Source organism: Methylobacterium sp. PvP105 (assembly GCF_017876975.1).
In the GTDB taxonomy this organism is placed as follows: Bacteria; Pseudomonadota; Alphaproteobacteria; order Rhizobiales; family Beijerinckiaceae; genus Methylobacterium; species Methylobacterium radiotolerans.
Genome location: NZ_JAGIPA010000001.1, coordinates 5,264,391 through 5,285,764, shown reverse-complemented (window position 1 = coordinate 5,285,764; position 21,374 = coordinate 5,264,391). Strand labels below are relative to the sequence as shown.

Below are 21,374 nucleotides of genomic sequence, written 5' to 3'. Positions count from 1 at the left end.
GGCGATGCCGCGCGCCTCGGCCGAGGCACGGACCGGCCGGCGCGGCGACAGGTCCACCGGGGTGGGTCGGGGTCGGGATCGCCGCGGACGGCCGCGCCATAGGCCCTCGCCCGCGGGACCGCGCCGCTGCCGCGGATCGGCCGGGGCACCTCCCGGGCCGTCCGCCCGGCGAGACCGGCGACGCGGAGGTCCAACCCGATCTCCGCCATGGGTGCGGCCCTGTCCGCCGGCGGTCGAGACCGAAGTCCGCATGGACCCGATCCCGCGACAGCCCGCTGGGACCGAGACGCGAGGCCCACCGCGCGCCCGGCGCAGGGACCGGCCGAAGCGGGCGGGACGGCCCGAGCGGGCGCGACGCGGGACCGCCGATGCCGAAGTCGAGTTCGGGCACCGATCTCGGCGGCCGAAAACAGTGAACACATCAGTAACCATGGCCGGAATGCCGTCCGTTGCGCGGTGGAGCAAAAAACCTCGCGCCGTCGGACAAACCGCCGTCCGCTCATATTGTATATTATCTGCAGCCTCAAGAAACGGAGAGAAATCAACTTGAGGTAGAAATGTCCCGCCGGCTGAACCGTTGCTCAGCCTTCCTCCGCGCGACACCCGGTGCGAGCCGGCCGCTCGGGGACGAGGCCCGAATGGTGGGACGCCCTCGAACAGCGATGTCTCAGATGGACCACCTTACCGACCACCGTTCAACTTTCATGCTGGAGAAGGTCGGCGCGATCGTCGCGGCCTACGTCTCGCGCAACGCGATCGAGGTCACGGCCCTGCCGGCGCTGATCGACCAAGTGCACGCGGCGATCGCGGTGCTCCGCCGCGCGCCGTCCGATTTCGGCGGGGTCGGGCTGAGCCAGCCGCAGGTCGAAGCGTCGATCCAAGACACGGGCCTGATCAGCTTCATCGACGGCCGGTCCTACCAGACCCTGAAGCGCCACCTCACCGCGCACGGCCTCACCCCCGAGCGCTACCGGGCGAAGTACGGCCTGCCGGCCGACTACCCGATGGTGGCACCGGGCTACGCCGCGCGGCGCTCGGAGATCGCCCGGGCGATCCAGCTCGGCCACAAGGCGGCCTGAGCGATGGCGCCCGACGCTTCCGCGGATCCGGCCCGAACCCGCACGCCGTCCCCGGAGACGGCGCGCGCCAGCGACGCCCTGAGCCGCATCGCCGGCATCCTCGACGTGCCGGTGGCGAGCTTCTACCCGGATGCCGACCGGCCCGACGCGGCCATGACCCAGGCGGCCGACCTCGTGTCGGCGTTCGTGACGATCGACAGTCCGGCGGCGCGCCGGACCTGCCTGGCCTTCGTGCGGGCGATGGCGAGTTCCTGAAGCGTCGGGGGGCGCTGCAGGAAGCCGGAGACCGGGCCGCCTCGTCGGAGGCGGACCGCGGTCTCCGGCCCGCCCGGGCCGAGCCCGCGTCAGAACACGTGGCGCAGGATGAAGAACAGCACGGCCGCGAGGGTGATGGCCGCCGGCAGGGTCAGGACCCAGGCGAGCGCCATGTTGCGCACCGTGGACATCTGGAGTCCCGAGCCGTTGGCCGCCATGGTGCCGGCGACGCCGGAGGACAGGATGTGGGTCGTCGAGACCGGCAGGCCGTAGAGTTCGGCCAGCCCGATCGTGCCGGCGGCGACGATCTCGGCCGAGGCGCCCTGCGCGTAGGTCAGGTGGGTCTTGCCGATCTTCTCGCCCACCGTGACGACGATGCGCTTCCATCCGACCATGGTGCCGAGACCCAGCGCCAGGGCGACGCAGACCTTCACCCAGCCCGGGATGTAGCGCGTGCCGTCGTTCAGCAGGCCCGCGTAGCGTTTCAGGTCCGCCTTGTCGGTCTCCGAGAAGTCGGCCCCGGCGCTCGGCAGCACGCGCACCGCGTCGGCGGCGAGATACATGTCGCTGCGCAGGTTCTGGGTCTGGGCGGCCGGCACCGTCCGGATCGCCCCGTAATTCTTGACGCTGGCGGCGATGTCGTCGGAGAGCGCCGCCAGGGCCGCGTAGACGGGCGGCGTGTTCAGCGCCTTGGTCTTGAGCGCCTCCGTCACCGTCCGGCGCGCGGCGGCGGCGTCCGGAACCGCCGCGCCGGGGGCGCGGGCGGAGAACACCGCGCTCGCCGCCGTCGAGGCCTGCACGAAGGCGGGCGTCGTGTCGTCCGCCATGGTGCGGTTGAGCGCGTAGGCGGTGGGGGCGGCGCCGATCAGGATCAGCATGATCAGGCCCATGCCCTTCTGCCCGTCATTGCCGCCGTGGAAGAACGAGACCAGCGTGCAGGTGAGGATCAGCAGGCCGCGGATCCACAGGGGCGGGGGCGCGTCGCCCTCGGGCGCCTCGTAGAGGTCCCTGCGGCGCACCGTGAATTTCAGGGCGAGCAGCAGCAGCGCCGCGAGCACGAAGCCGCAGACCGGCGAGAACAGCAGCGCCTTGAAGACGTTGAGCGCCTGGGTCCAGTCGACGCCCGCGGTACCGTCGCCGCCGTTCATCAGCTGGTTGGCGAGGCCGACGCCGAGCACCGAGCCGATCAGCGCGTGGGACGACGAGTTCGGCAGCCCGAAGGCCCAGGTCCCGAGGTTCCAGATGATGGCCGCCAGCAGGAGCGCGAAGATCATCGCGTAGCCCGCGTGCGAGCCGACGTTGAGGATCAGCTCGACGGGCAGCAGCGTCACGATCGCGTAGGCCACCGCGCCCGAGGACAGCATCACGCCCAGGAAGTTGAAGGCACCCGACCAGATCACCGCGACGAGCGGCGGCATCGAGTGGGTGTAGATCACCGTGGCGACCGCGTTGGCGGTGTCGTGGAAGCCGTTCACGAACTCGAAGGCGAGGGCGATCAGCAGGGCGAGGCCGAGCAGCGCGAAGGCGCCGTAGGCCAGGGGCGCCTCGCCGACCGCGTTCATGTCGGCGACGAGGCTCACCACCGCGTAGCCGAGGCCCGCCACCAGGACGAGGAGGAACGCGACCACCCCGCCGAGATGCGTCCCGTGGTCGAGGCGCGGACCGCCCGCCCGCCGGCCTCCCACCGCCCCCGACGGCATCACGGCGGAATCGGACATGAACCCTCGCGGAATTCTACGTGGTGGTGAGCCGGGATTAAGATGGAGCGGTGACGGTTGGGTGACGGGCGACGGCAGGCCCGTGACGGCCCGTGACGGCCCGCGACGCGACGCGCCGCGTCGGTGACCGGGACCGGGAGCGCCGGGCGGCGCTGTCACACGCCTGACGCGGTCGAGCCGCTAGCGGACCGGACCGCTCGCCCGATCGCACGAGGGATCCGCATGATTGACGCCACGGTGCCGGCCCTGTCCCTCGGCGCGCTCCTGGCCCTCGTCCAGGCCGGCAGCATCGCCGTCGCGGCCCGGCGCCTCGGCCGGAACCACGGCCCGTCGCAATTCCCCGCCGGCGCGCCCGTCTCCCTGGTCCGGCCGCTGCGCGGGGTCGAGGCGTACAGCGAGGAGATGCTCGTCCGCAGCTTCCGCCTCGACTACCCGGCCTACGAGCTGATCTTCTGCGTGGCCGACCCGGCCGACCCGATCGTGCCGATGGTGGAGCGCCTGATCGAGGCCCACCCGCAGGTGCCGGCCCGCCTGATCAGCGGCGACGAGCGCGTCAGCGCGAACCCGAAGCTCAACAACTGCCTGCGCGGCTGGCGCGCCGCCGCCCACGACTGGGTGGTGCTCGCCGATTCCAACGTGGCCATGCCGCCGGACTACCTCCAGCGGCTCCAGGCGGCGTGGCGCGACGATACCGGCCTCGTCTGCTCCACCCCGGCCGGCGCCCGCCCGGGCAGCTTCATGGCGGAGGTGGAGTGCGCCTTCCTGAACACCCTCCAGGCGCGCTGGCAATACGCCGCCGAGGCCTTCGGCCTGGGCTTCGCGCAGGGCAAGAGCATGCTCTGGCACAAGCCCTTCCTGGAGGCGCAGGGCGGGCTCCAGGCGCTCGCCGCCGAGATCGCGGAGGACGCGGCCGCCACCAAGCTCGTGCGCGCCGCCGGCAAGCGCGTCCACCTCGTGGCGAGCCCGTTCGAGCAGCCGCTCGGCCCGCGCGGCTTCCGGGAGGTCTGGGCGCGGCAGCTGCGCTGGGCGCGCCTGCGCCGCGTGACCTTCCCGCTGTTCTTCGCCCCCGAGATCGGCAGCGGCGTCCTGCTGCCGGCGCTCCTCGTCGCCCTCTGGGCCGGCAGCCTCGCGGGCCTCGCCGGCGCTGCCGGCCTCGCCGCCCTGTGCTATGCCGCCGAGCACCGGCTCGCGGTCCGCGCGGGTTGGCACCGTTCGCCCCGCACGCTGGCGGCCTTCCTGGCGCGCGACGCCCTGATCCCGGCGATCTGGCTCGGCGCCTGGATGCGGAGCGCCATCGTGTGGCGGGGCAACGCCATGGACGTGCGCCCCCGGCGGGCCGCCGGCGCGCGCTCCTACGCGCCGACGGCCTGACCGCCCGGCGATCGGAGGCCCTGACGTGTCGCGCCGCTACGCCCTCTACTGGCTGCCCACCCCGGGATCCCGCCTCGAAGCCTTCGGGCGCGCGGTCCTCGGCACCGACAACGTCTCCGGGCTGCCGGTCGCGCACCCGGAGGGGCTCGGTGATCTCGCGGCGGTCACGGCGGGCGCGCGGGTCTACGGGTTCCACGCCACCCTCAAGGCGCCGCTGCGCCTCGCCCCGTGCGCCGCGGAGGCCGACCTCGTCGCCGCCGCCCGCGACCTCGCGGCCGCGCACCCGCCGGTGGCGGTGGGCCCGCTCCGGGTCGCCGCCCTCGGACCGTTCCTCGCCCTGGTGCCGGAGGCCCCGCCGCCGGAGCTGGGGCTGCTGGCGGCCGAATGCGTCGCCGCCCTGGACCCGTTCCGGGCGCCGCTCACGGAGGCCGAGCGCGCCAAGCGCCGCCCGGAGCGCCTCGACGCGCGCGGCCGCGCGCTCCTCGCGCGCTGGGGCTACCCGTACGTGTTCGAGGCCTTCCGCTTCCACATGACCCTGACCGACGCCCTGCCGGAGGCGGATCGCGATTCCTGGCACCGGCGCCTGTCCGAAGCCTACGGCGCCGCGGGGCCGGAGCCCCTGCGGATCGACGCCGTCAGCCTCCTGATCCAGGACGGGTCGGAGCCGTTCCGGCTCCTGGCGCGCCTGCCCTTCGGAGAAGCCCGTGGTTGACCGCCCCCTCGGCCTCGAACCCGCGCTCGATCCGAGCGCCCGGGTCGTCGACAGCCGCCTCGGCCGCTACACCGAGGTCGGCGCCCGCACCCGGCTCACCGAGACAATCCTCGACGACTATTCCTACATCGGTGAGGACGGCGAGGTGATCTACACCGCGATCGGCAAGTTCTGCTCGATCGCCGCCAGCGTGCGGATCAATCCCGGCAATCACCCGATGGAGCGCGCCTCCCAGGCGCACTTCACCTACCGGGCGCGGGCCTACTGGCCGGACGAATCGGACGAGCCCGCCTTCTTCGACCGGCGCCGGGCGAGCCCGGTGGCGATCGGCCACGATGTCTGGATCGGCCACGGCGCGGTCGTCCTGCCGGGGCGCACGATCGGCACCGGCGCGGTGGTGGGAGCGGGCGCCATCGTCACCCGCGACGTCGAGCCCTACACGATCGTCGTCGGCAATCCCGCCCGGCCGGTCCGGCGCCGCTTCCCCGAGGCGATCGCCGCCCGCCTGATGCGCCTCGCCTGGTGGGACTGGGACCACGAGCGCCTGCGCCGGGCGCTGCCGGATTTCCGCGGCCTGCCGATCGAGGCGTTCCTGGAGCGCTGCGAAGATTAAGTCGGCTATCGAAATAACCGAGATGTTGCGCCGGCAAATATAATCGTTCCGAATACGTCATCCAATCGTCGTGAAACCGGCGTTTACGTGCGGCCACTCCGCGGCGGATGGTTGCATGCTGGTTATCGAGGATCTCACGCGCCAGTACGGCGACCGGCGCGCCGTCGACGGCGTGTCGCTCCGGATCGAGCCCGGCAGCTTCGTCGGGGTGATCGGCCGGTCGGGCGCCGGCAAGTCGACGCTCCTGCGCCTCATCAATCGGCTGGCGGACCCGAGTTCGGGGCGCATCCTCCACGAGGGCCGCGAGGTGACGACCCTGCGCGGCCGTCCCCTGCGGGAATGGCGCACCCGCTGCGCCATGATCTTCCAGCAGTTCAACCTCGTCGGCCGCCTCGACGTGATGACGAACGTGCTGATGGGGCGCCTCAGCCACGTGCCGACCTATCGCTCCCTGCTCCGGCAATGGTCCGCCGAGGACCGGGCCATGGCCCTCGCCGCCCTGGAGAGCTTCGACATGGGCGAGTTCGCCGGCCAGCGGGCCGACGGCCTGTCGGGCGGGCAGCAGCAGCGGGTCGCCATCGCCCGCGCCCTCGTGCAGGAGCCCGAGATCCTGCTCGCCGACGAGCCGGTCGCCTCCCTCGACCCGCGCAACACCCGCCTGGTGATGGACGCGCTGGCCGAGGTGAACCGGCGCTACGGCATCACCGTGCTGTGCAACCTGCACTCCCTCGACCTCGCCCGCGCCTACTGCGACCGCCTCGTCGGCCTCGCGGCCGGGCGGGTCGTGTTCGAGGGCGGCCCCTTCGACCTGACCGAGGACGTGGCACGCCGGCTCTACGGCCTGGAGGCCGGCGAGGTGCTGGACGATTCCGCGCAGCGGGAGGCGGAGCAGCGGGCCGCGATGCCGGGCCGGCCCGGTCTCGTGCCGGCCCGGCCGGTCCGCGAGGCCGCCCTCGGCGCCTGATCCGGGCCCCGGGCCCCAACGAACACCGCCAACGAGCACTGCCAACGAGCACTGCCAACGAGCACCGCTCTGGAAACGCCCGACCGGCCCTTGGCCGGCCGAACCTCGCCGACGCCGCCACGAAGGACGACCCGATGATCACCCGACGCACCCTCGCTGCCGCCGCGGCCCTCGCCCTCCTCGGCCTGCCGGCCGCCGCCCAGGACTGGAAGGCCCAGTATCCGGAGCTGACGCTCGGCGTGATCCCGGCGGAGAACGCCTCGGGCACCGCCGACCGGTGGGCGCCGCTCACCGCCTACCTGACCAAGACGCTCGGCGTGCCGGTGAAGCTGCGGGTGGCGAGCGACTACGCCGCCGTGATCGAGGGCCAGCGGGCCGGCAACATCCAGATCGCGTGGTACGGGCCGGCCTCCTTCGCGCGGGCCGTGATGACCGGCGTGAAGATCGAGCCGATCGTCAACCAGAAGCACGAGACCGGCGCCTCGGGCTACTATTCGGTGGTCTACGTGCTGGCCTCCAGCCCCTACAAGACCGTCGAGGATCTGAAGGGCAAGAACCTCGCACTGGTCGATCCGAACTCGACCTCGGGCAACCAGGCGCCGCGCTTCTTCCTGAAGCGGGCCGGCTACGACGTGGAGAAGTTCTTCGGCAAGACCTTCTACGCCGGCAGCCACGAGAACGCCGTGCTGGCGCTCACCCAGGGCACCGCCGACGCCGCCGCCAACCTGTGGAATTCCGAGACCGACACGATGGTCACCCGCATGGCCGCCAAGGGCATGCTCAAGAAGCCCGACGGCACTCCGATGCAGCAGTCGGACTTCCGCGTCGTGTTCAAGTCCGACTTCCTGCCGGAGGGGCCATTCGCCGTGCTGGCGAGCCTGCCGGACGACCTGAAGGCCAAGATCCGCGACGCCTTCGTGGCCCTGCCGAAGGCCGACAAGGCCGCGTTCGACCGGCTCTCCGACGGCAAGGACCAGGATCTCACGCCGGTGACCCTCAAGGATTACCAGCCGATCATCGACATGCTGCGCTTCAACGACGAGCAGCGCCGGAAGTCCTGATCCGGAGCCGCCCGCCTTGCGCGGTCTGACACCCCTGTCGCCGGAGCGGGCAGCCGCCCTCTCCGGCCTCTACGCGGCGGCGACCGGGGAAGCCCGCCGCCGCACGCTGGCGGGCTTCGCCCTGGTGGCGGCGCTCGCCGTGGTCGCCGGGCTGATCGCCGAGGTGCGGCCGCTGGTCCTCGCCGAGAACATCGGCAAGTTCACCGCCTACATCCAGCAGATCCTGCCGCCGATCGGCCTCGATCACCCGCTGGAGGACGTCCGCGCCTGGTACTGGGGCCTGCCCAAATGGCTGGGCCTGCTGGGCGAGACCCTGCTCATGGCCTATCTCGGGACGCTGCTCGGGGGGCTCGGGGGCTTCGCCCTCAGCTTCGTGGCCGCCGCCAACCTCGTGCGGTCGCGCGCGCTGCGCGTCGGCGCCAAGCGCCTCCTGGAACTGTGCCGCACCGTCCCCGAGGTGGTGTTCGCGCTGATCTTCGTGATCGCCTTCGGCCTCGGCCCGATGGTGGGCGTGCTCGCCATCGCGATCCACACCACGGGGGCGCTGGGCAAGCTGTTCTCCGAGGTGGTCGAGAACATCGACATGCGCCCCGTCGAGGGCCTGTCGGCCTCGGGCGCGACCTGGGTCCAGACGGTGCGCTTCGCGGTGCTGCCGCAGGTCCTGTCGAACTTCGCCTCCTACGCGCTGCTGCGCTTCGAGATCAACGTGCGCGGGGCCGGGGTGATGGGCTTCGTCGGCGCCGGCGGCATCGGCCAGGAATTCCTCGTGGCGATCCGCAACTTCTACTACGCTGACGTGAGCGCGATCCTCGTGCTGATCATCCTGACCGTCTTCTGCATCGACCTCGTCACCGAGCGGGTCCGCCACCGCCTGATCGGCGCGGAGCAGGCCCGATGAGCGCGCGTCCCGAGGCCCTGCGGGCGGCGGCCCGGGCCGACCTCGCCCGCCTGCGCGCGCGCTACCCCGCGCAGTTCCGCACCGACTGGCCGGGGCGGGCGCGGCTCGCCGCCCTGCTCGTCGTCCTGGTGGGGCTCGCGGCGCTCGGCGCCTGGCGCCTCGACTTCTCGGTGGCGCGGATCCTCCACGGTCTCGGGCGGCTCGGCACCTTCGCGGTGCTGATGCTGCCGCCGTCGCCGGAGGGCCAGTTCTGGACCTTCCTGCACGCGCTGGGCGAGACCCTCGGCATCGCCTTCCTGGGCACGCTGACGGCGGCGATCCTCGCCTTCCCGGTGGCGTTCCTGGCGGCGCGGAACGTCGTGCCCAACCCGTTCGCGCGGTTCGCGGTCCGCCGCGGCCTCGACGTGATGCGCTCGGTCGACGTCCTGATCTGGGCGCTGATCTGGATCAACGTCGTCGGCCTCGGCCCGTTCGCGGGGGCGCTCGCGATCGCGTGCTCGGATTTCGGGGCGCTCGGCAAGCTGTTCTCCGAGGCGATCGAGACCTGCGACCGACGCGCCGGCGAGGGCGTCGTCGCCTCGGGCGGCTCGGCGCTCCACCGCATCCGCTTCGGGCTGATCCCCGGGGTGCTGCCGGTGCTGGCGAGCCAGGTCCTGTACTTCTTCGAGTCGAACACCCGCTCGGCGACGATCATCGGCATCGTCGGCGCGGGCGGCATCGGCCAGTACCTCACCGAGCTGATCCGCGTGCTGGAGCTGCAGCAGGTCGCCTTCCTGGTGCTGATGATCCTCGTGACCGTGGCGGCGATCGACTGGATCTCGACCCGTCTGCGCCGGGCGATCATCGGGCCGGCGGCGCGCTGAAGGAGGCCGCGCAGCGGGCGGTCCGTCCCATCCACCCCCTCATCCTGAGGTGCGGCCTGAGGTGCGGCGCGGCCGCCTCGAAGGAGGGCTCGAGCCACCGCGCGCCAGCTGGAGCCCTCCTTCGAGGCCTCCGCTGCGCTCCGGCACCTCGGGATGACAGGATGGCCCGGACGGCTCGTATCGTACGGCGTCCGGTTCGCGCGCTCGGGTGACGGACCCTCGTCGTCATCGCTTCGCTCCGCTCGCGAGGACGCTGTGCCGAGGCCGTCGCGCGGACACCGCATCACCCCCCGATCACCAGCTCCACCCGGTCGGCCGCGAACAGGGTGCGGTTCGCCTGGATCGGCACGCCGGCGGGATCGATGTTGACGCTCGACACCACCAGCACGACCCGCCCCGGCGCGATGTCGAGGCGCTGCGCCTCCGCGGAATCCGCGGGACGGGCCCGGATCCGCGTCGAGAGCCGGGTGTAGTCGTGGACGCCGCAGGTCGCGAAAGCCCGGGTGATCGAGCCCCGCTCGGCGTAGGCCTCGGCGAAGCCCGCGAAGCGCGGCAGCGGCAGCCAGGTCAGCGCCGTCGAGAGCGGGGCGCTGTCCGCCCGGTGGACGGTCAGCAGCTCCAGGATCGGCGCGCCGGGGGCGAGGGCCAGGGAGGCCGCCTGCTCGGGCCCGGCCGGGACCGTGGCCGAGGCGACGAGGTCGCCCCAGGCCTCGCGCCCGGCCCCGGCGACGATCTCGGAGAAGCGTGTCCGCGGCCCGATCGGGTAGGCGAGGGGCGCCTCCTCCACGAAGGTGCCCCGACCCTGGCTGGCGCGCACGAGGCCGCCCTCCGCGAGCGCCGCGAGGGCGCGCCGCACCGTGTGCCGGTTCACCGCGAACCGCGCCGCCAGGGCGGCCTCGGCGGGCAGTTGCTGCCCCGGCGCGTAGCGCCCCGCCGCGATCTCGGCCGTCAGCGCGTCGGCGATCTGCCGCCACGCCGTCAGCCCCTCGCCCCGGACGAGGCCGGCCGCCTGCTCCTGCGCATCCATGCTGTCATCCAAACTTCATTTGTGCGGCGCACGCCAGTTGTCTATACACCTATACAACCGAGCGACGAAGGGATTCGCGATGACGACGACCCCGAGACAGGCCGGATCCGAGGGCGAGACCGCGGCGCGCCAGACGGTCATGGCCCTCTGCGCCGAGGCGAGCCGCGCGGATCTGGAGGCGGCCCTGTCGGGCCTGGATGCGCCCGCGGCCGCGGATCTGCGCGTGCCGGAGACAGGCCTCGTGATGGCTTCGGGCCGGATCGGCGGCGACGGGCGGCCGTTCAACCTCGGCGAGGTCAGCGTGACCCGGGCCGCCATCCGCCTCGCGGACGGCCCGGCCGGCTTCGCCTACCATCTCGGACGCGACCGCACGAAGGCGCGGCTCGCCGCGATCCTCGACGCCCTCTGGCAGGATCCGGGCCGGCGCGCCCGGGTCGAGGCCGCCCTGGAGCCCGCCGCCCGGCGGCTCGCGGAGTCCCGAGCGCGGGCGGCCCGGCGCACGGCCGCCACCCGCGTCGATTTCCTGACCCTCGCCCGCGGAGAGGATTGAGCATGCTCGCCCCCGGCTTCGCCGATCCGGTCCACGACGCGCAGGGCACCTTCCGCGCCGTCATGGACGCGCTCGCCCGTCCCGGACGCGTCCGGGCGCTCGTCGCCGACCTCGCGCCGCCCGCGCCGCTGACGCCGGAACTGGCCGCCGTCGCGCTGACGCTCACCGACGCCGACACGCCGGTCTGGCTCGATCCGGTCCTCGCCGCGGCGCCGGAGGTCGCGGAATTCCTGCGCTTCCACACCGGCGCGCCGCTCACCGGCGACCCGGCCGCGGCCGCCTTCGCGCTGGTCCGCGAGCCCGCGCGGTGCCCGCCGCTGAGCCGGTTCGCCCCCGGCACGCCGGCCTATCCCGACACCGCCACGACGCTGGTGCTCGCCCTCGACGCGGTCGCCGAGGGGGAGGGGCTGCACCTGTCCGGTCCCGGCATCCGGGGCACCGCCCGGATCGCGCCGGCGCCGCTGCCGGACGGCTTCGCGGCGCAACTCGCCGAGAACCGGGCGGCCTTCCCCCTCGGCGTCGACCTGATCCTGACGGCGCCCGGCCGCGTGGCCGGTCTCCCGCGCTCCACGACGGTCACAGAGGCCTGACCCATGTACGTGGCCGTGAAGGGCGGCGAGGCCGCCATCGACAACGCCCACCGGCTCCTCGCCGAGACGCGCCGGGGCGACCCCGCATTGCCCGAACTCTCCGTGGCGCAGATCCGGGAGCAGATGGCGCTGCTCGTCGACCGGGTCATGACCGAGGGCTCGCTCTACGATCCGGACCTCGCGGCGCTGGCGCTGAAGCAGGCGCGGGGCGACATGGTCGAGGCGGTGTTCCTCGTCCGCGCCTACCGGACGACGCTGCCGCGCTTCGGCGCCTCCGCGCCGGTCGACACCGGGGCCATGGCGGTCGAGCGCCGGATCTCCGCGACCTTCAAGGACCTTCCGGGCGGGCAGGTGCTCGGGCCGACCTTCGACTACACCCACCGGCTGGTCGACTTCGCGCTCGCCGCCGAGACCGCGTCCGAGACCGCGTCCGAGCCCGCCGCCGAGGCCGAGCCGCGCCCCGATGCCGGCACCTGCCCGCGGGTCACCGACCTGCTGGCCCGGGACGGCCTGATCGAGCCCTCGCCCCCGGAGGACGGCGCCCCCGCGGGCGACCTCACCCGCGAGCCGGTGGATTATCCCGCCGACCGGGCCCTGCGCCTCCAGGCGCTCGCCCGGGGCGACGAGGGCTTCGTGCTCGGCCTCGCCTACTCGACGCAGCGCGGCTACGGCCGCACCCACCCGTTCGTCGGCGAGATCCGGGTCGGCGAGGTCGCGGTCGAGTTCGTGCCCGAGGAGCTGGGCTTCGCGGTGCCGCTCGGCCGCGTGCGGCTCACCGAGTGCCAGATGGTCAACCAGTTCAAGGGCACGGGGACGGCGCCGCCGCAATTCACCCGCGGCTACGGGCTGAGCTTCGGGCAGAGCGAGCGCAAGGCCATGGCGATGGCGCTCGTGGATCGGGCGCTGCGCGCGGAGGAGCTGGGCGAGCCGGTGGCGAGCCCGGCCCAGGACCAGGAATTCGTCCTGGCCCACTGCGACAGTCTCCAGGCGACCGGCTTCGTCGAGCACCTGAAGCTGCCCCACTACGTCGATTTCCAGGCCGAGCTGGAACTTGTTCGCCGGCTACGCGCCGAGTTCGAGCGCGCGTCCGACGCCGTCGAGATGCAGGAGGCCGCCGAATGAGCGCCGCGATCGCGCACCGCCCGGAGAGCGAACCGGGCTACAACTTCGCCTATCTCGACGAGGGCACGAAGCGGATGATCCGCCGGGCCATCCTCAAGGCCATCGCGGTGCCGGGCTATCAGGTGCCCTTCGCCTCCCGCGAGATGCCGATGCCGTACGGCTGGGGCACCGGCGGCGTGCAGGTCACGGCCGCGATCCTCGGCCGCTCGGACGTGCTCAAGGTCATCGACCAGGGCGCCGACGACACCACCAACGCGGTCTCGATCCGCCGCTTCTTCGCCAAGACCTCCGGGGTGGCCACCACGACCCGCACCGCGGAGGCGACGGTCATCCAGACCCGCCACCGCATCCCCGAGACGCCGCTCACCGAGGGGCAGACGCTGGTCTACCAAGTGCCGATCCCTGAGCCCCTGCGCTTCCTCGAGCCCCGCGAGACCGAGACGCGCCAGCTCCACGCGCTGGCCGAGTACGGCGCCATGCACGTGAAGCTCTACGAGGACATCAGCCGCCACGGCCACATCGCCACCACCTACGCGTACCCGGTGGAGGTGGCGGGCCGCTACGTGATGGACCCGTCGCCGACGCCGAAATTCGACAACCCCAAGATGGACGACTGCCCGGCGCTCCAGCTCTTCGGCGCGGGCCGCGAGCGGCGGATCTACGCGGTGCCGCCCCACACGCGGGTGCGCAGCCTCGACTTCGAGGACCACCCGTTCCGGGTGCAGCACTTCGACCAGCCCTGCGCCCTGTGCGGCGCCGAGGGCGTCTATCTCGACGAGGTGCTGCTCGACGATGCGGGCCGGCGAATGTTCGTCTGCTCGGACACCGACCATTGCGAGGGGCGCCGCGCGGACGGCCATGTCGGCGCGGGGGACGCGGCATGAGTGGCGATGTGAGGCGCGGCATGAGCGAATTCACGGTCCGCCGGGCCGGGAAACCGGACCTGCCCGCGATCCTCGACCTCTACGCCGAGCTGAACGGCGGGCGGGTGACGACCCTGGAGCGGGCCGGGGCGCTGCTCGACCGACTCACGACGGCCTATCCCGATTACGGGCTCTACGTGGCTGAACGCGACGGCGCGGTCGTCGGCACCTTCTGCCTCGTCATCCTCGACAACATCGCCCACTGGGGCACGCCCTCGGCCCTCGTCGAGAGCGTCGTGGTCGCGTCCCGGCACCGCGGCGGCGGTCTCGGCCGGGCGATGATGCGCGCGGCGGCCCGGCTCGCCGAGGCGCGGGGCTGCTACAAGCTCGCCCTGTCGTCGAACGTCGACGCCAAGCCGGCCCACGCCTTCTACGAGAGCCTCGGCTTCGAGCGCTACGGCTACAGCTTCCGCCTCGATCCCCCCTTCCTGCCCGACGCCGCGGAGGCGACCCGATGAGCGAATCCCTGCTGCAGGTCCGCGGCCTGACCAAGCGCTACGGCGCCCGCCTCGCCTGCGCCGACGTGTCGTTCGACCTCGTGCCCGGCGAGGTGCTGGCGATCGTGGGCGAATCCGGGTCCGGCAAGTCGACGCTGCTCTCCCTCATCGCCACCGAGCTGGCGCCCGATTCCGGGACGGTCGCCTACCGGACGCGCGACGGTACGCTGCGCGACCTCGGCACCTTGAGCGAGGCCGGGCGCCGGGCGCTGATGCGCACCGAGTGGGGGTTCGTCCGCCAGGACGCGGCCCAGGGCCTGCGCATGGCGGTCTCGGCCGGCGGCAATGTCGGCGAGCGTCTGATGGGGCTCGGCGAGCGCCACTACGGGCGGATCCGCGCCCAGGCCCTCGACTGGCTCGGCCGGGTCGAGATCGCCGCCGACCGGATCGACGACCCGCCGACGCGCTTCTCCGGCGGCATGCGCCAGCGCCTGCAGATCGCCCGCAACCTCGTCACCGGGCCCCGCCTGGTGCTGATGGACGAGCCGACCTCCGGCCTCGACGTCTCGGTCCAGGCGCGGCTCCTCGACCTGATCCGCCGGCTCTCGGCCGAGCTGGGGCTCGCGGTGATCATCGTCACCCACGACCTCGCGGTGGCGCGGCTCCTCTCGCACCGGATCATGGTCATGCGCGCCGGCCGGGTGATCGAGACCGGCCTCACCGACCGGGTGCTCGACGATCCCGAGCACGCCTACACCCAGCTCCTCGTCGCCTCGGTGCTCGCCGCATGACCGCGCTCCTGACCTTCGAGAACGTCGCCAAGAGCTTCACCCTGCACCTGCGCGGCGGCGTCGTGCTGCCGGTGGTGGGCGGCGTGAGCCTGTCCGTGGAACCCGGCGAGTGCGTGGTGCTCGGCGGCCCGTCCGGCGCGGGGAAATCCTCGCTGCTGAAGATGGCCTACGGCAATTACCGCTGCGACGGCGGCGCGATCCTCGTCCGCGATGGCGCGACGGTCGTGGACGTCGTCCGCGCCGATCCGCGGGCGGTCCTGGCGCTGCGGGCGCGGGTCATCGCCTACGTGTCGCAGTTCCTGCGGGTGATCCCGCGGGTCCCGGCCCTCGACGTCGTCGAGGCTGCCGGCCGCGAGGGCGGATTGTCCGAGGAGGCGGCGCGCGCGCGGGCCGAGACCCTGCTCGCCCGGCTCAACCTGCCCGAGCGGCTCTGGGGCCTGCCGCCCGCGACCTTCTCGGGCGGCGAGCAGCAGCGGGTCAACATCGCCCGGGGCCTGATCGCCGACCGGCCGCTCCTGCTCCTCGACGAGCCCACCGCCTCCCTGGACGCGGAGAACCGCGCCGTCGTGGCCGAGCTCGTCCGCGAGAAGCTCCGGGCGGGGGCCGGCGTGCTCGGCATCTTCCACGACAGCGAGATGCGCGACGCTGTGGCGACCCGGGTGGTCGATGTCACCCGCTTCGCGCCGCGCGCCCGGGCAGCCTGAGGATCTTCACGATGGACGACTTCATCCTCGAGAACGCGACCCTGGTCCTGCCGGACCGGGTGCAGCGCGGCTGGCTCGCCGTGTCGGACGGGGCGATCGCCGAGATCGGCGAGGGGCGCCCGCCCGCGCGCGGCCTCGACCTCGGCGGCGACCACCTGATTCCCGGCCTGATCGAGCTGCACACCGACCATCTGGAGAGTCATTTCGCGCCGCGCCCGAAGGTGCGCTGGCACCCCCTCGGCGCCGTCCTGGCCTACGACGCGCAGATCACCGCCTCGGGAATCACCACCGTGTTCGATTCGCTGCGTGCCGGCAGCGACCCGGACGGCAGCGGCCTCGGCTCCGAGCTGGAGCAGCTCGCCGGCGCCATCGCCGCCGCGCGGGCCGGGGACCTGTTCCGGGCCGAGCACTTCACGCACCTGCGCTGCGAGCTGCCCTCCCTCGACGTGCTCGACACGGTGGCGACCTTCACGGCCCGCTACCCGGTGGGGCTGATCTCGCTGATGGACCACACGCCCGGCCAGCGGCAGTTCCGCGACATGGAGAAGTACTACACCTACGCCACCCGCGGCGGCCGGCCCATGGAGGAGATCCGCGCCAACACCGAGCGCAAGGTCCGCGACGGACGGGCGCTCAACGCGAAGAACCGGCCGGCCCTGGTCCAGTTCGCCCGCGAGATGGGCATCCCGCTCGCGAGCCACGACGACACGACCCTGGCCGACGTCGACCTCGCGGTCGGCGAGGGCGTGCGGCTGGCCGAGTTCCCCACCACCCTGGAGGCGGCCGAGGCCGCGCACCGGCAGGGCCTCACCGTGATGATGGGCGCGCCGAACCTGATCCGCGGCGGCTCGCATTCCGGCAACGTCGCCGCCCTGGCGCTGGCCGAGGCCGGGCACCTCGACATCCTGTCCTCGGACTACGTGCCGGCGAGCCTGCTGATGGCGGCCTTCCTGCTGCCCGAGCAGGCGCCCGCGATCACGCTGCCCGAGGCGCTCGCCACCGTCACGGCCAACCCCGCCCGCGCCACCGGCCTGACCGATCGCGGCGCCCTGGCGCCCGGGCTGCGGGCCGATCTCGTGCGCGTGCAGCGGGCCGAGGGGGTTCCGGTGGTCCGCGAGGTCTGGCGCGCCGGGCGGCGCGTCGCCTGATGCCGGGCTGCCTCGTCCTCGTGGTCGGCCCGAGCGGGGCCGGCAAGGATACGCTGCTCCGGCTCGCCCGGGCGACCCTGGCCGGCGACCCGCGCTACGTCTTCCCGCGCCGCCTCGTCACCCGGCCGCCCTCGGCCGACGAGGACAACGACGAGCTCGACGAGGCCGCCTTCGCCGAGGGCTGCGCGGCCGGGCGCTTCACCCTGAGCTGGCGCGCCCACGGTCTCGGCTACGCGCTGCCGGAGGCGGTCGGCCGGCGGGTCGCGGAAGGCCACGTGGTGGTCTGCAACGTCTCGCGCCGCGTCGTCGCGGGCGCGCGGGAGTCTGGCCGGCGGGTGAGCGTCGTCGAGATCACGGCGCCGCCCGCGATCCTGGCGCGGCGCATCGCCGCCCGCGGCCGCGCGCAGGACGGCGACCTGGCCGCGCGTCTCGCCCGCGAGGGCGGCGTCACCGCGGACCTGACGATCCTCAACACCGGCGCCGCGGACGAGGCGGCCGCGCGGCTGGTCGCGCATCTGCGCGCCTGCTGACGGGGCTAGCGCGCGGCGGTCCGCGCGGACGCGCCGGCCGCACGGTGCGTGAGCCACGAAAAAGGGCGGGCGCCGACACCGGCACCCGCCCTCGCTCGGATCCGCCGGGGAGCCCCCGGCGTCGACTGACTCAGAGGCCGCCGAACTTGTAGTTGAAGCCGGCGCGGACGATGCTGCCCTCGGTGCGGAAGCGCGAGATGTACGCGCCGTTGCCCACGCCCGGGACCGCGCCGACGAGCACGTTCTGGCTGCCGAGGTCGTAGTGCAGGTACTCGGCCTTCACCGTGATGGCGTCGTACTTGATGCCGATGTAACGGCCGAGCGCGAAGGTGTTCAGGAAGCTGTCGGTGGGCAGCGCGAACTCGATGCCGCCGCCGTAGGCGAAGCCGGTCTTGAAGTCGTCGTAGCGGCCGGCGAACTGCAGGCGGCCGCCCGGGGTGTAGAAGTTGGCGTCGTGGAACACGTTGCCGTAGGCGAGGCCGCCCATCCCGTAGACCAGGACGCGGTCGAAGGCGTAGCCGACGCGGCCGGTGAGGGTGCCGAGCCAGTCGAGGCTCTGGCGGAACTGGCTGATGTTCGGCGGGCCGCCGGCGACGTTGCCGGTGCCGAGCACGACCCGGTTCTTGGTGATGTCCGTCCAGTCGATGCTGTTGGCGATACCGACGACGATGCCGGCGCCCGGCGTGAACTGGTAGTTGTAGCCGGCGGTGCCGCCGATGTTGGCGAAGCCGTCCTGCGTGGTCGAGGTCGCGAACGGGCGGCGGCCGAGGGCGACGTTGGTGGCGTTGCCGGGCTGGACGCCGACGGTCGTGATGCGCTCACGGTCGGTGAAGGTGTAGGCCGACTCGAGACCGGCGTAGAAGCCCGTCCAGGTGAAGACCGGCACCGGCGTGAAGACCGGCGGCGGCGCGGCGCGACGCGGCAGGTCGGCGGCGGAGGCGGCCGTCGTGACCAGGGCCGTCGCGGCGGTGGCGAGGAGGAGCTTCTTCATCATGGCGGGGGTCCGAGGTGACGCGTTGTTGTCGCCACTTAAGCTCGGCCGCACGGATCCCGCTATGCCCGCGAAGCCACACTGTGGCGCGAAAGCGGCGCCGATACTGCCTGTGATTGATGTTTCGACGTTCAAGACTCGTCGCCGTGGCTTGACAGCGGGGCCGTCGGCGGGCCCCCGCGCGTCGCGGAGCTTGATCCCTGGCGGCCGACCCTCTAAGCGGACCGCGTTTTTCGCCCCTGTCGGAACTTCGGGGCGGCTGACCAGGATTCGGGGCCCTTGCGTGGTCCCCGCCGCAGGAATGGGAATCATGGGCAAGGAAAAGTTCTCCCGCACCAAGCCGCACTGCAACATTGGCACGATCGGCCACGTCGATCACGGCAAGACGTCTCTGACGGCGGCGATCACGAAGGTTCTGGCCGAGACGGGCGGGGCGACGTTCACGGCCTACGACCAGATCGACAAGGCGCCTGAGGAGAAGGCGCGCGGGATCACGATCTCGACGGCGCACGTGGAGTACGAGACGCAGAACCGTCACTACGCGCACGTCGACTGCCCCGGCCACGCCGACTACGTGAAGAACATGATCACGGGCGCGGCGCAGATGGACGGCGCGATCCTGGTTGTGTCGGCGGCCGACGGCCCGATGCCGCAGACCCGCGAGCACATCCTGCTGGCCCGCCAGGTCGGCGTGCCGGCGCTGGTGGTGTTCCTCAACAAGGTCGACATGGTCGACGACGAGGAGCTGCTGGAGCTGGTCGAGCTCGAGGTGCGCGAGCTGCTGTCGAAGTACGACTTCCCCGGCGACGACATCCCGATCACCAAGGGCTCGGCGCTGATGGCGCTCGAGGACAAGGAGCCGAAGATCGGCAAGGAGGCGGTCCTGGCGCTGATGGCGACCGTGGACGCCTACATCCCGCAGCCGGAGCGTCCGATCGACATGCCGTTCCTGATGCCGATCGAGGACGTGTTCTCGATCTCGGGCCGCGGCACGGTGGTGACGGGTCGCGTCGAGCGCGGCATCGTGAAGGTGGGCGAGGAAGTCGAGATCGTCGGCATCCGGGCGACCACCAAGACGACGGTGACCGGCGTCGAGATGTTCCGCAAGCTGCTCGACCAGGGCCAGGCGGGCGACAACGTCGGCGTGCTGCTGCGCGGCACGAAGCGCGAGGACGTGGAGCGCGGCCAGGTGGTGTGCAAGCCGGGTTCGGTGAAGCCGCACTCGAAGTTCAAGGCCGAGGCGTACATCCTGACCAAGGAGGAGGGCGGCCGCCACACGCCGTTCTTCACCAACTACCGGCCGCAGTTCTACTTCCGGACCACGGACGTGACCGGGATCTGCACGCTCCCCGAGGGCACCGAGATGGTGATGCCGGGCGACAACGTGACCATGGACGTGGCGCTGATCGTGCCGGTGGCCATGGAGGAGAAGCTGCGCTTCGCCATCCGCGAGGGCGGCCGCACCGTCGGCGCCGGCGTCGTCGCCGCCATCAACGACTGAGCCCGCTGCCGGGGCGGCGCGCGCCGCCCCGCCTCTCCGGCGCCGGTCCCCGTCTCGACGGGGGCCGGCGTCGTCGTTTCGGGGGGCAGAGCCGATCGGCGTCGCTTCCCGGCCGCTTCCCTGCCGCTCCCCGCCCCCTTCCCGGCCACTTCCCGCGCGCGACCCCTTGCAAGCCGCGCCGCGATGGGGCATTGGGCGGTGCGCTAGGAGTGTAGCTCAACTGGTCAGAGCGCCGGTCTCCAAAACCGGAGGTTGCGGGTTCGAGTCCCTCCACTCCTGCCAGACATTCAGCCCGATCCCGCGCGGTGGCCCGGTCGACAAGCCGGGGGAGTTGCGCTAGAGCGGGCGCAATCCGAGATCTGAAGCGACCGTCGGTGCGGGCCCATCCGGGTCCTCGGCGCCGACGTTCGCATTCCCGGATGCGGTCTCTGCCTCGGGGCCGAACACGCACAGATACTGGCGCCATGGCATCGAACGAAGCGACCAAGAAGGTGGACCTGGTGCGCGGCGCGGCCCGCGGTCCCGCGAATCCGCCGCCCGCCCGGCCCGCGACCCCCGCCCGCGCGCCGCAGAAGCGCGCCACGCCGGGCGAGTTCTTCGCCCAGGTGCGCGACGAGGCCCGCAAGGTCACGTGGCCGACCCGCCGGGAGACCACGATCACGACGATCATGGTGTTCGTCATGGTCGTGGCCGCGAGCCTGTTCTTCACGGTCGTGGACCAGGCCCTGCGCTTCGTGGTCGGCCTGATCCTGGGCGTCTGAGGGCGGCTCGCCGCCGAACGGGGGTGACCCCGGGGACTTGTCGGAGTTGAACGGAACCGTGTCGAAGCGCTGGTACATCGTCCACGCCTACTCGAACTTCGAGAACAAGGTCGCCCAGTCCATCAAGGACCAGGCGGCCCAGCGCGGGCTGACCGAGCTGTTCGACGAGGTGATGGTCCCGACCGAGAAGGTCGTGGAGGTGCGCCGCGGCCGGAAGGTCGACGCCGAGCGCAAGTTCTTCCCCGGCTACGTGCTGGTGAAGTGCGACCTCACCGACGAGGTCTACCACCTGATCAAGAACACCCCGAAGGTCACGGGCTTCCTCGGCGCCGACAAGTCGAAGCCGGTGCCGATCCCGGACGCCGAGGCCGAGCGGATCAAGGGCCAGGTCGCCGAGGGCGTCGACCGGCCGAAGCCCTCGATCTCCTTCGAGATCGGCGAGACCGTCCGTGTCGCCGACGGCCCGTTCGCCAGCTTCAACGGCACCGTCGAGGAGATCGACGACGCCCGCTCCCGCCTCAAGGTGGCGGTGTCGATCTTCGGCCGCGCCACGCCGGTCGAGCTCGAATACGCCCAGGTCGAGAAGGCCTGAGCCTCCTGATCGCGGCGGCTCTCCGGCCGCCCGCCCGTTCCGGCCGTCGCCCCGCGGCGGCCGCGAAACCGCCGCATCCCGGTGAGGATGCGGCACCATCCGCGGGAGAACCGCCCGGCTTCGCCTCCGGGATCCACGGCTCGCACCGCGACCTGCAACCGTCCGACCCGCCG

Annotated in this window: 24 protein-coding genes and 1 tRNA gene; 22 read left to right on the top strand and 3 right to left on the bottom strand. The window is 72.6% G+C overall.

What is annotated here, in order from left to right:
- Nucleotides 1-671: 671 nt before the first annotated feature.
- Both J3A75_RS25745 and J3A75_RS25740 read left to right on the top strand, forming a co-directional pair.
- Complete coding sequence (locus tag J3A75_RS25745; RefSeq protein ID WP_024829089.1) at nt 672-1,079, top strand: MucR family transcriptional regulator; 408 nt, start codon at nt 672-674, stop codon at nt 1,077-1,079.
- A gap of 3 nt (nt 1,080-1,082) precedes the next feature.
- Nucleotides 1,083-1,334, top strand: coding sequence for a hypothetical protein (locus tag J3A75_RS25740; RefSeq protein WP_012320798.1), 252 nt, complete (start codon nt 1,083-1,085; stop codon nt 1,332-1,334).
- A gap of 89 nt (nt 1,335-1,423) precedes the next feature.
- On the opposite strand, the gene J3A75_RS25735 is transcribed toward J3A75_RS25740, so the two are convergent.
- Nucleotides 1,424-3,052, bottom strand: coding sequence for an inorganic phosphate transporter (locus J3A75_RS25735; RefSeq protein WP_012320797.1), 1,629 nt, complete (start codon nt 3,050-3,052; stop codon nt 1,424-1,426).
- Nucleotides 3,053-3,274: 222 nt separating this feature from the next.
- Between J3A75_RS25735 and J3A75_RS25730 the strand changes: the two genes are divergently transcribed.
- From J3A75_RS25730 to phnE (J3A75_RS25700), 7 genes are all read left to right on the top strand, one after another.
- Nucleotides 3,275-4,423 carry a ceramide glucosyltransferase gene (locus J3A75_RS25730; RefSeq protein WP_071000031.1) on the top strand — a complete coding sequence of 383 codons (1,149 nt, stop codon included), beginning with the start codon at nt 3,275-3,277 and terminating at the stop codon, nt 4,421-4,423.
- 25 nt (nt 4,424-4,448) lie between these two features.
- Nucleotides 4,449-5,135: a DUF1045 domain-containing protein gene (locus tag J3A75_RS25725; RefSeq protein ID WP_071000030.1), complete on the top strand. Its 687-nt coding sequence runs from the start codon at nt 4,449-4,451 to the stop codon at nt 5,133-5,135.
- On the top strand, nt 5,128-5,748 hold the full coding sequence (locus J3A75_RS25720; RefSeq protein WP_024829092.1) for a chloramphenicol acetyltransferase: 621 nt from the start codon (nt 5,128-5,130) through the stop codon (nt 5,746-5,748). Before J3A75_RS25725 ends, J3A75_RS25720 begins: the two co-directional genes overlap by 8 nt.
- A 115-nt stretch (nt 5,749-5,863) precedes the next feature.
- Nucleotides 5,864-6,712, top strand: a complete 849-nt coding sequence (phnC, locus tag J3A75_RS25715) for a phosphonate ABC transporter ATP-binding protein (RefSeq protein ID WP_012320794.1) — start codon at nt 5,864-5,866, stop codon at nt 6,710-6,712.
- A 134-nt stretch (nt 6,713-6,846) separates the two neighbouring features.
- Nucleotides 6,847-7,773: a phosphonate ABC transporter substrate-binding protein gene (phnD, locus tag J3A75_RS25710; protein ID WP_012320793.1), complete on the top strand. Its 927-nt coding sequence runs from the start codon at nt 6,847-6,849 to the stop codon at nt 7,771-7,773.
- Nucleotides 7,774-7,789: 16 nt separating this feature from the next.
- Nucleotides 7,790-8,671, top strand: a complete 882-nt coding sequence (phnE, locus tag J3A75_RS25705; RefSeq protein WP_024829094.1) for a phosphonate ABC transporter, permease protein PhnE — start codon at nt 7,790-7,792, stop codon at nt 8,669-8,671.
- On the top strand, nt 8,668-9,534 hold the full coding sequence (gene phnE / locus J3A75_RS25700) for a phosphonate ABC transporter, permease protein PhnE (RefSeq protein WP_012320791.1): 867 nt from the start codon (nt 8,668-8,670) through the stop codon (nt 9,532-9,534). The genes phnE (J3A75_RS25705) and phnE (J3A75_RS25700) overlap by 4 nt, the downstream gene beginning before the upstream one ends.
- A gap of 283 nt (nt 9,535-9,817) precedes the next feature.
- Here the strand turns inward: phnE (J3A75_RS25700) and phnF are convergent, their stop codons facing one another.
- The gene (gene phnF, locus J3A75_RS25695; RefSeq protein WP_012320790.1) at nt 9,818-10,561 is read right to left on the bottom strand and encodes a phosphonate metabolism transcriptional regulator PhnF; all 744 of its coding nucleotides are present in this window, start codon (nt 10,559-10,561) and stop codon (nt 9,818-9,820) included.
- A 79-nt stretch (nt 10,562-10,640) separates the two neighbouring features.
- On the opposite strand from phnF, the gene phnG reads away from it, so the two are divergent.
- The 9 genes from phnG to phnN are packed head-to-tail and all read left to right on the top strand — an operon-like array spanning nt 10,641 to nt 17,356.
- Nucleotides 10,641-11,111 carry a phosphonate C-P lyase system protein PhnG gene (gene phnG, locus J3A75_RS25690; RefSeq protein ID WP_083374389.1) on the top strand — a complete coding sequence of 157 codons (471 nt, stop codon included), beginning with the start codon at nt 10,641-10,643 and terminating at the stop codon, nt 11,109-11,111.
- 2 nt (nt 11,112-11,113) lie between these two features.
- On the top strand, nt 11,114-11,701 hold the full coding sequence (gene phnH / locus J3A75_RS25685; protein WP_029361091.1) for a phosphonate C-P lyase system protein PhnH: 588 nt from the start codon (nt 11,114-11,116) through the stop codon (nt 11,699-11,701).
- A gap of 3 nt (nt 11,702-11,704) precedes the next feature.
- Entirely contained in the window at nt 11,705-12,823 is a 1,119-nt protein-coding gene (locus J3A75_RS25680; RefSeq protein ID WP_071000029.1) for a carbon-phosphorus lyase complex subunit PhnI, read from the top strand.
- Nucleotides 12,820-13,707 (top strand): alpha-D-ribose 1-methylphosphonate 5-phosphate C-P-lyase PhnJ, encoded by an 888-nt coding sequence (locus J3A75_RS25675; protein WP_012320786.1) that lies wholly within the window; start codon nt 12,820-12,822, stop codon nt 13,705-13,707. The genes J3A75_RS25680 and J3A75_RS25675 overlap by 4 nt, the downstream gene beginning before the upstream one ends.
- A gap of 20 nt (nt 13,708-13,727) precedes the next feature.
- Nucleotides 13,728-14,204: a GNAT family N-acetyltransferase gene (locus J3A75_RS25670; RefSeq protein WP_071000028.1), complete on the top strand. Its 477-nt coding sequence runs from the start codon at nt 13,728-13,730 to the stop codon at nt 14,202-14,204.
- Nucleotides 14,201-14,974 carry a phosphonate C-P lyase system protein PhnK gene (gene phnK, locus J3A75_RS25665; RefSeq protein WP_024829099.1) on the top strand — a complete coding sequence of 258 codons (774 nt, stop codon included), beginning with the start codon at nt 14,201-14,203 and terminating at the stop codon, nt 14,972-14,974. Before J3A75_RS25670 ends, phnK begins: the two co-directional genes overlap by 4 nt.
- Complete coding sequence (gene phnL, locus J3A75_RS25660; protein WP_012320783.1) at nt 14,971-15,678, top strand: phosphonate C-P lyase system protein PhnL; 708 nt, start codon at nt 14,971-14,973, stop codon at nt 15,676-15,678. The genes phnK and phnL overlap by 4 nt, the downstream gene beginning before the upstream one ends.
- Nucleotides 15,679-15,689: 11 nt before the next feature.
- Nucleotides 15,690-16,826: an alpha-D-ribose 1-methylphosphonate 5-triphosphate diphosphatase gene (locus tag J3A75_RS25655; RefSeq protein WP_012320782.1), complete on the top strand. Its 1,137-nt coding sequence runs from the start codon at nt 15,690-15,692 to the stop codon at nt 16,824-16,826.
- Complete coding sequence (phnN, locus tag J3A75_RS25650; RefSeq protein ID WP_199825804.1) at nt 16,826-17,356, top strand: phosphonate metabolism protein/1,5-bisphosphokinase (PRPP-forming) PhnN; 531 nt, start codon at nt 16,826-16,828, stop codon at nt 17,354-17,356. The genes J3A75_RS25655 and phnN overlap by 1 nt, the downstream gene beginning before the upstream one ends.
- 130 nt (nt 17,357-17,486) lie before the next feature.
- On the opposite strand, the gene J3A75_RS25645 is transcribed toward phnN, so the two are convergent.
- Nucleotides 17,487-18,350: an outer membrane protein gene (locus J3A75_RS25645; RefSeq protein WP_012320780.1), complete on the bottom strand. Its 864-nt coding sequence runs from the start codon at nt 18,348-18,350 to the stop codon at nt 17,487-17,489.
- 307 nt (nt 18,351-18,657) lie between these two features.
- Here J3A75_RS25645 and tuf point away from each other — a divergent pair, with 307 nt between their 5' ends.
- From tuf to nusG, 4 genes are all read left to right on the top strand, one after another.
- Entirely contained in the window at nt 18,658-19,848 is a 1,191-nt protein-coding gene (gene tuf / locus J3A75_RS25640; RefSeq protein WP_012319185.1) for an elongation factor Tu, read from the top strand.
- A gap of 205 nt (nt 19,849-20,053) precedes the next feature.
- Nucleotides 20,054-20,130 (top strand) — tRNA-Trp (locus tag J3A75_RS25635).
- Nucleotides 20,131-20,312: 182 nt separating this feature from the next.
- Complete coding sequence (gene secE, locus J3A75_RS25630) at nt 20,313-20,609, top strand: preprotein translocase subunit SecE (protein WP_012320779.1); 297 nt, start codon at nt 20,313-20,315, stop codon at nt 20,607-20,609.
- 58 nt (nt 20,610-20,667) lie between these two features.
- On the top strand, nt 20,668-21,201 hold the full coding sequence (nusG, locus tag J3A75_RS25625) for a transcription termination/antitermination protein NusG (RefSeq protein ID WP_012320778.1): 534 nt from the start codon (nt 20,668-20,670) through the stop codon (nt 21,199-21,201).
- The last annotated feature ends 173 nt before the right edge of the window (nt 21,202-21,374 follow it).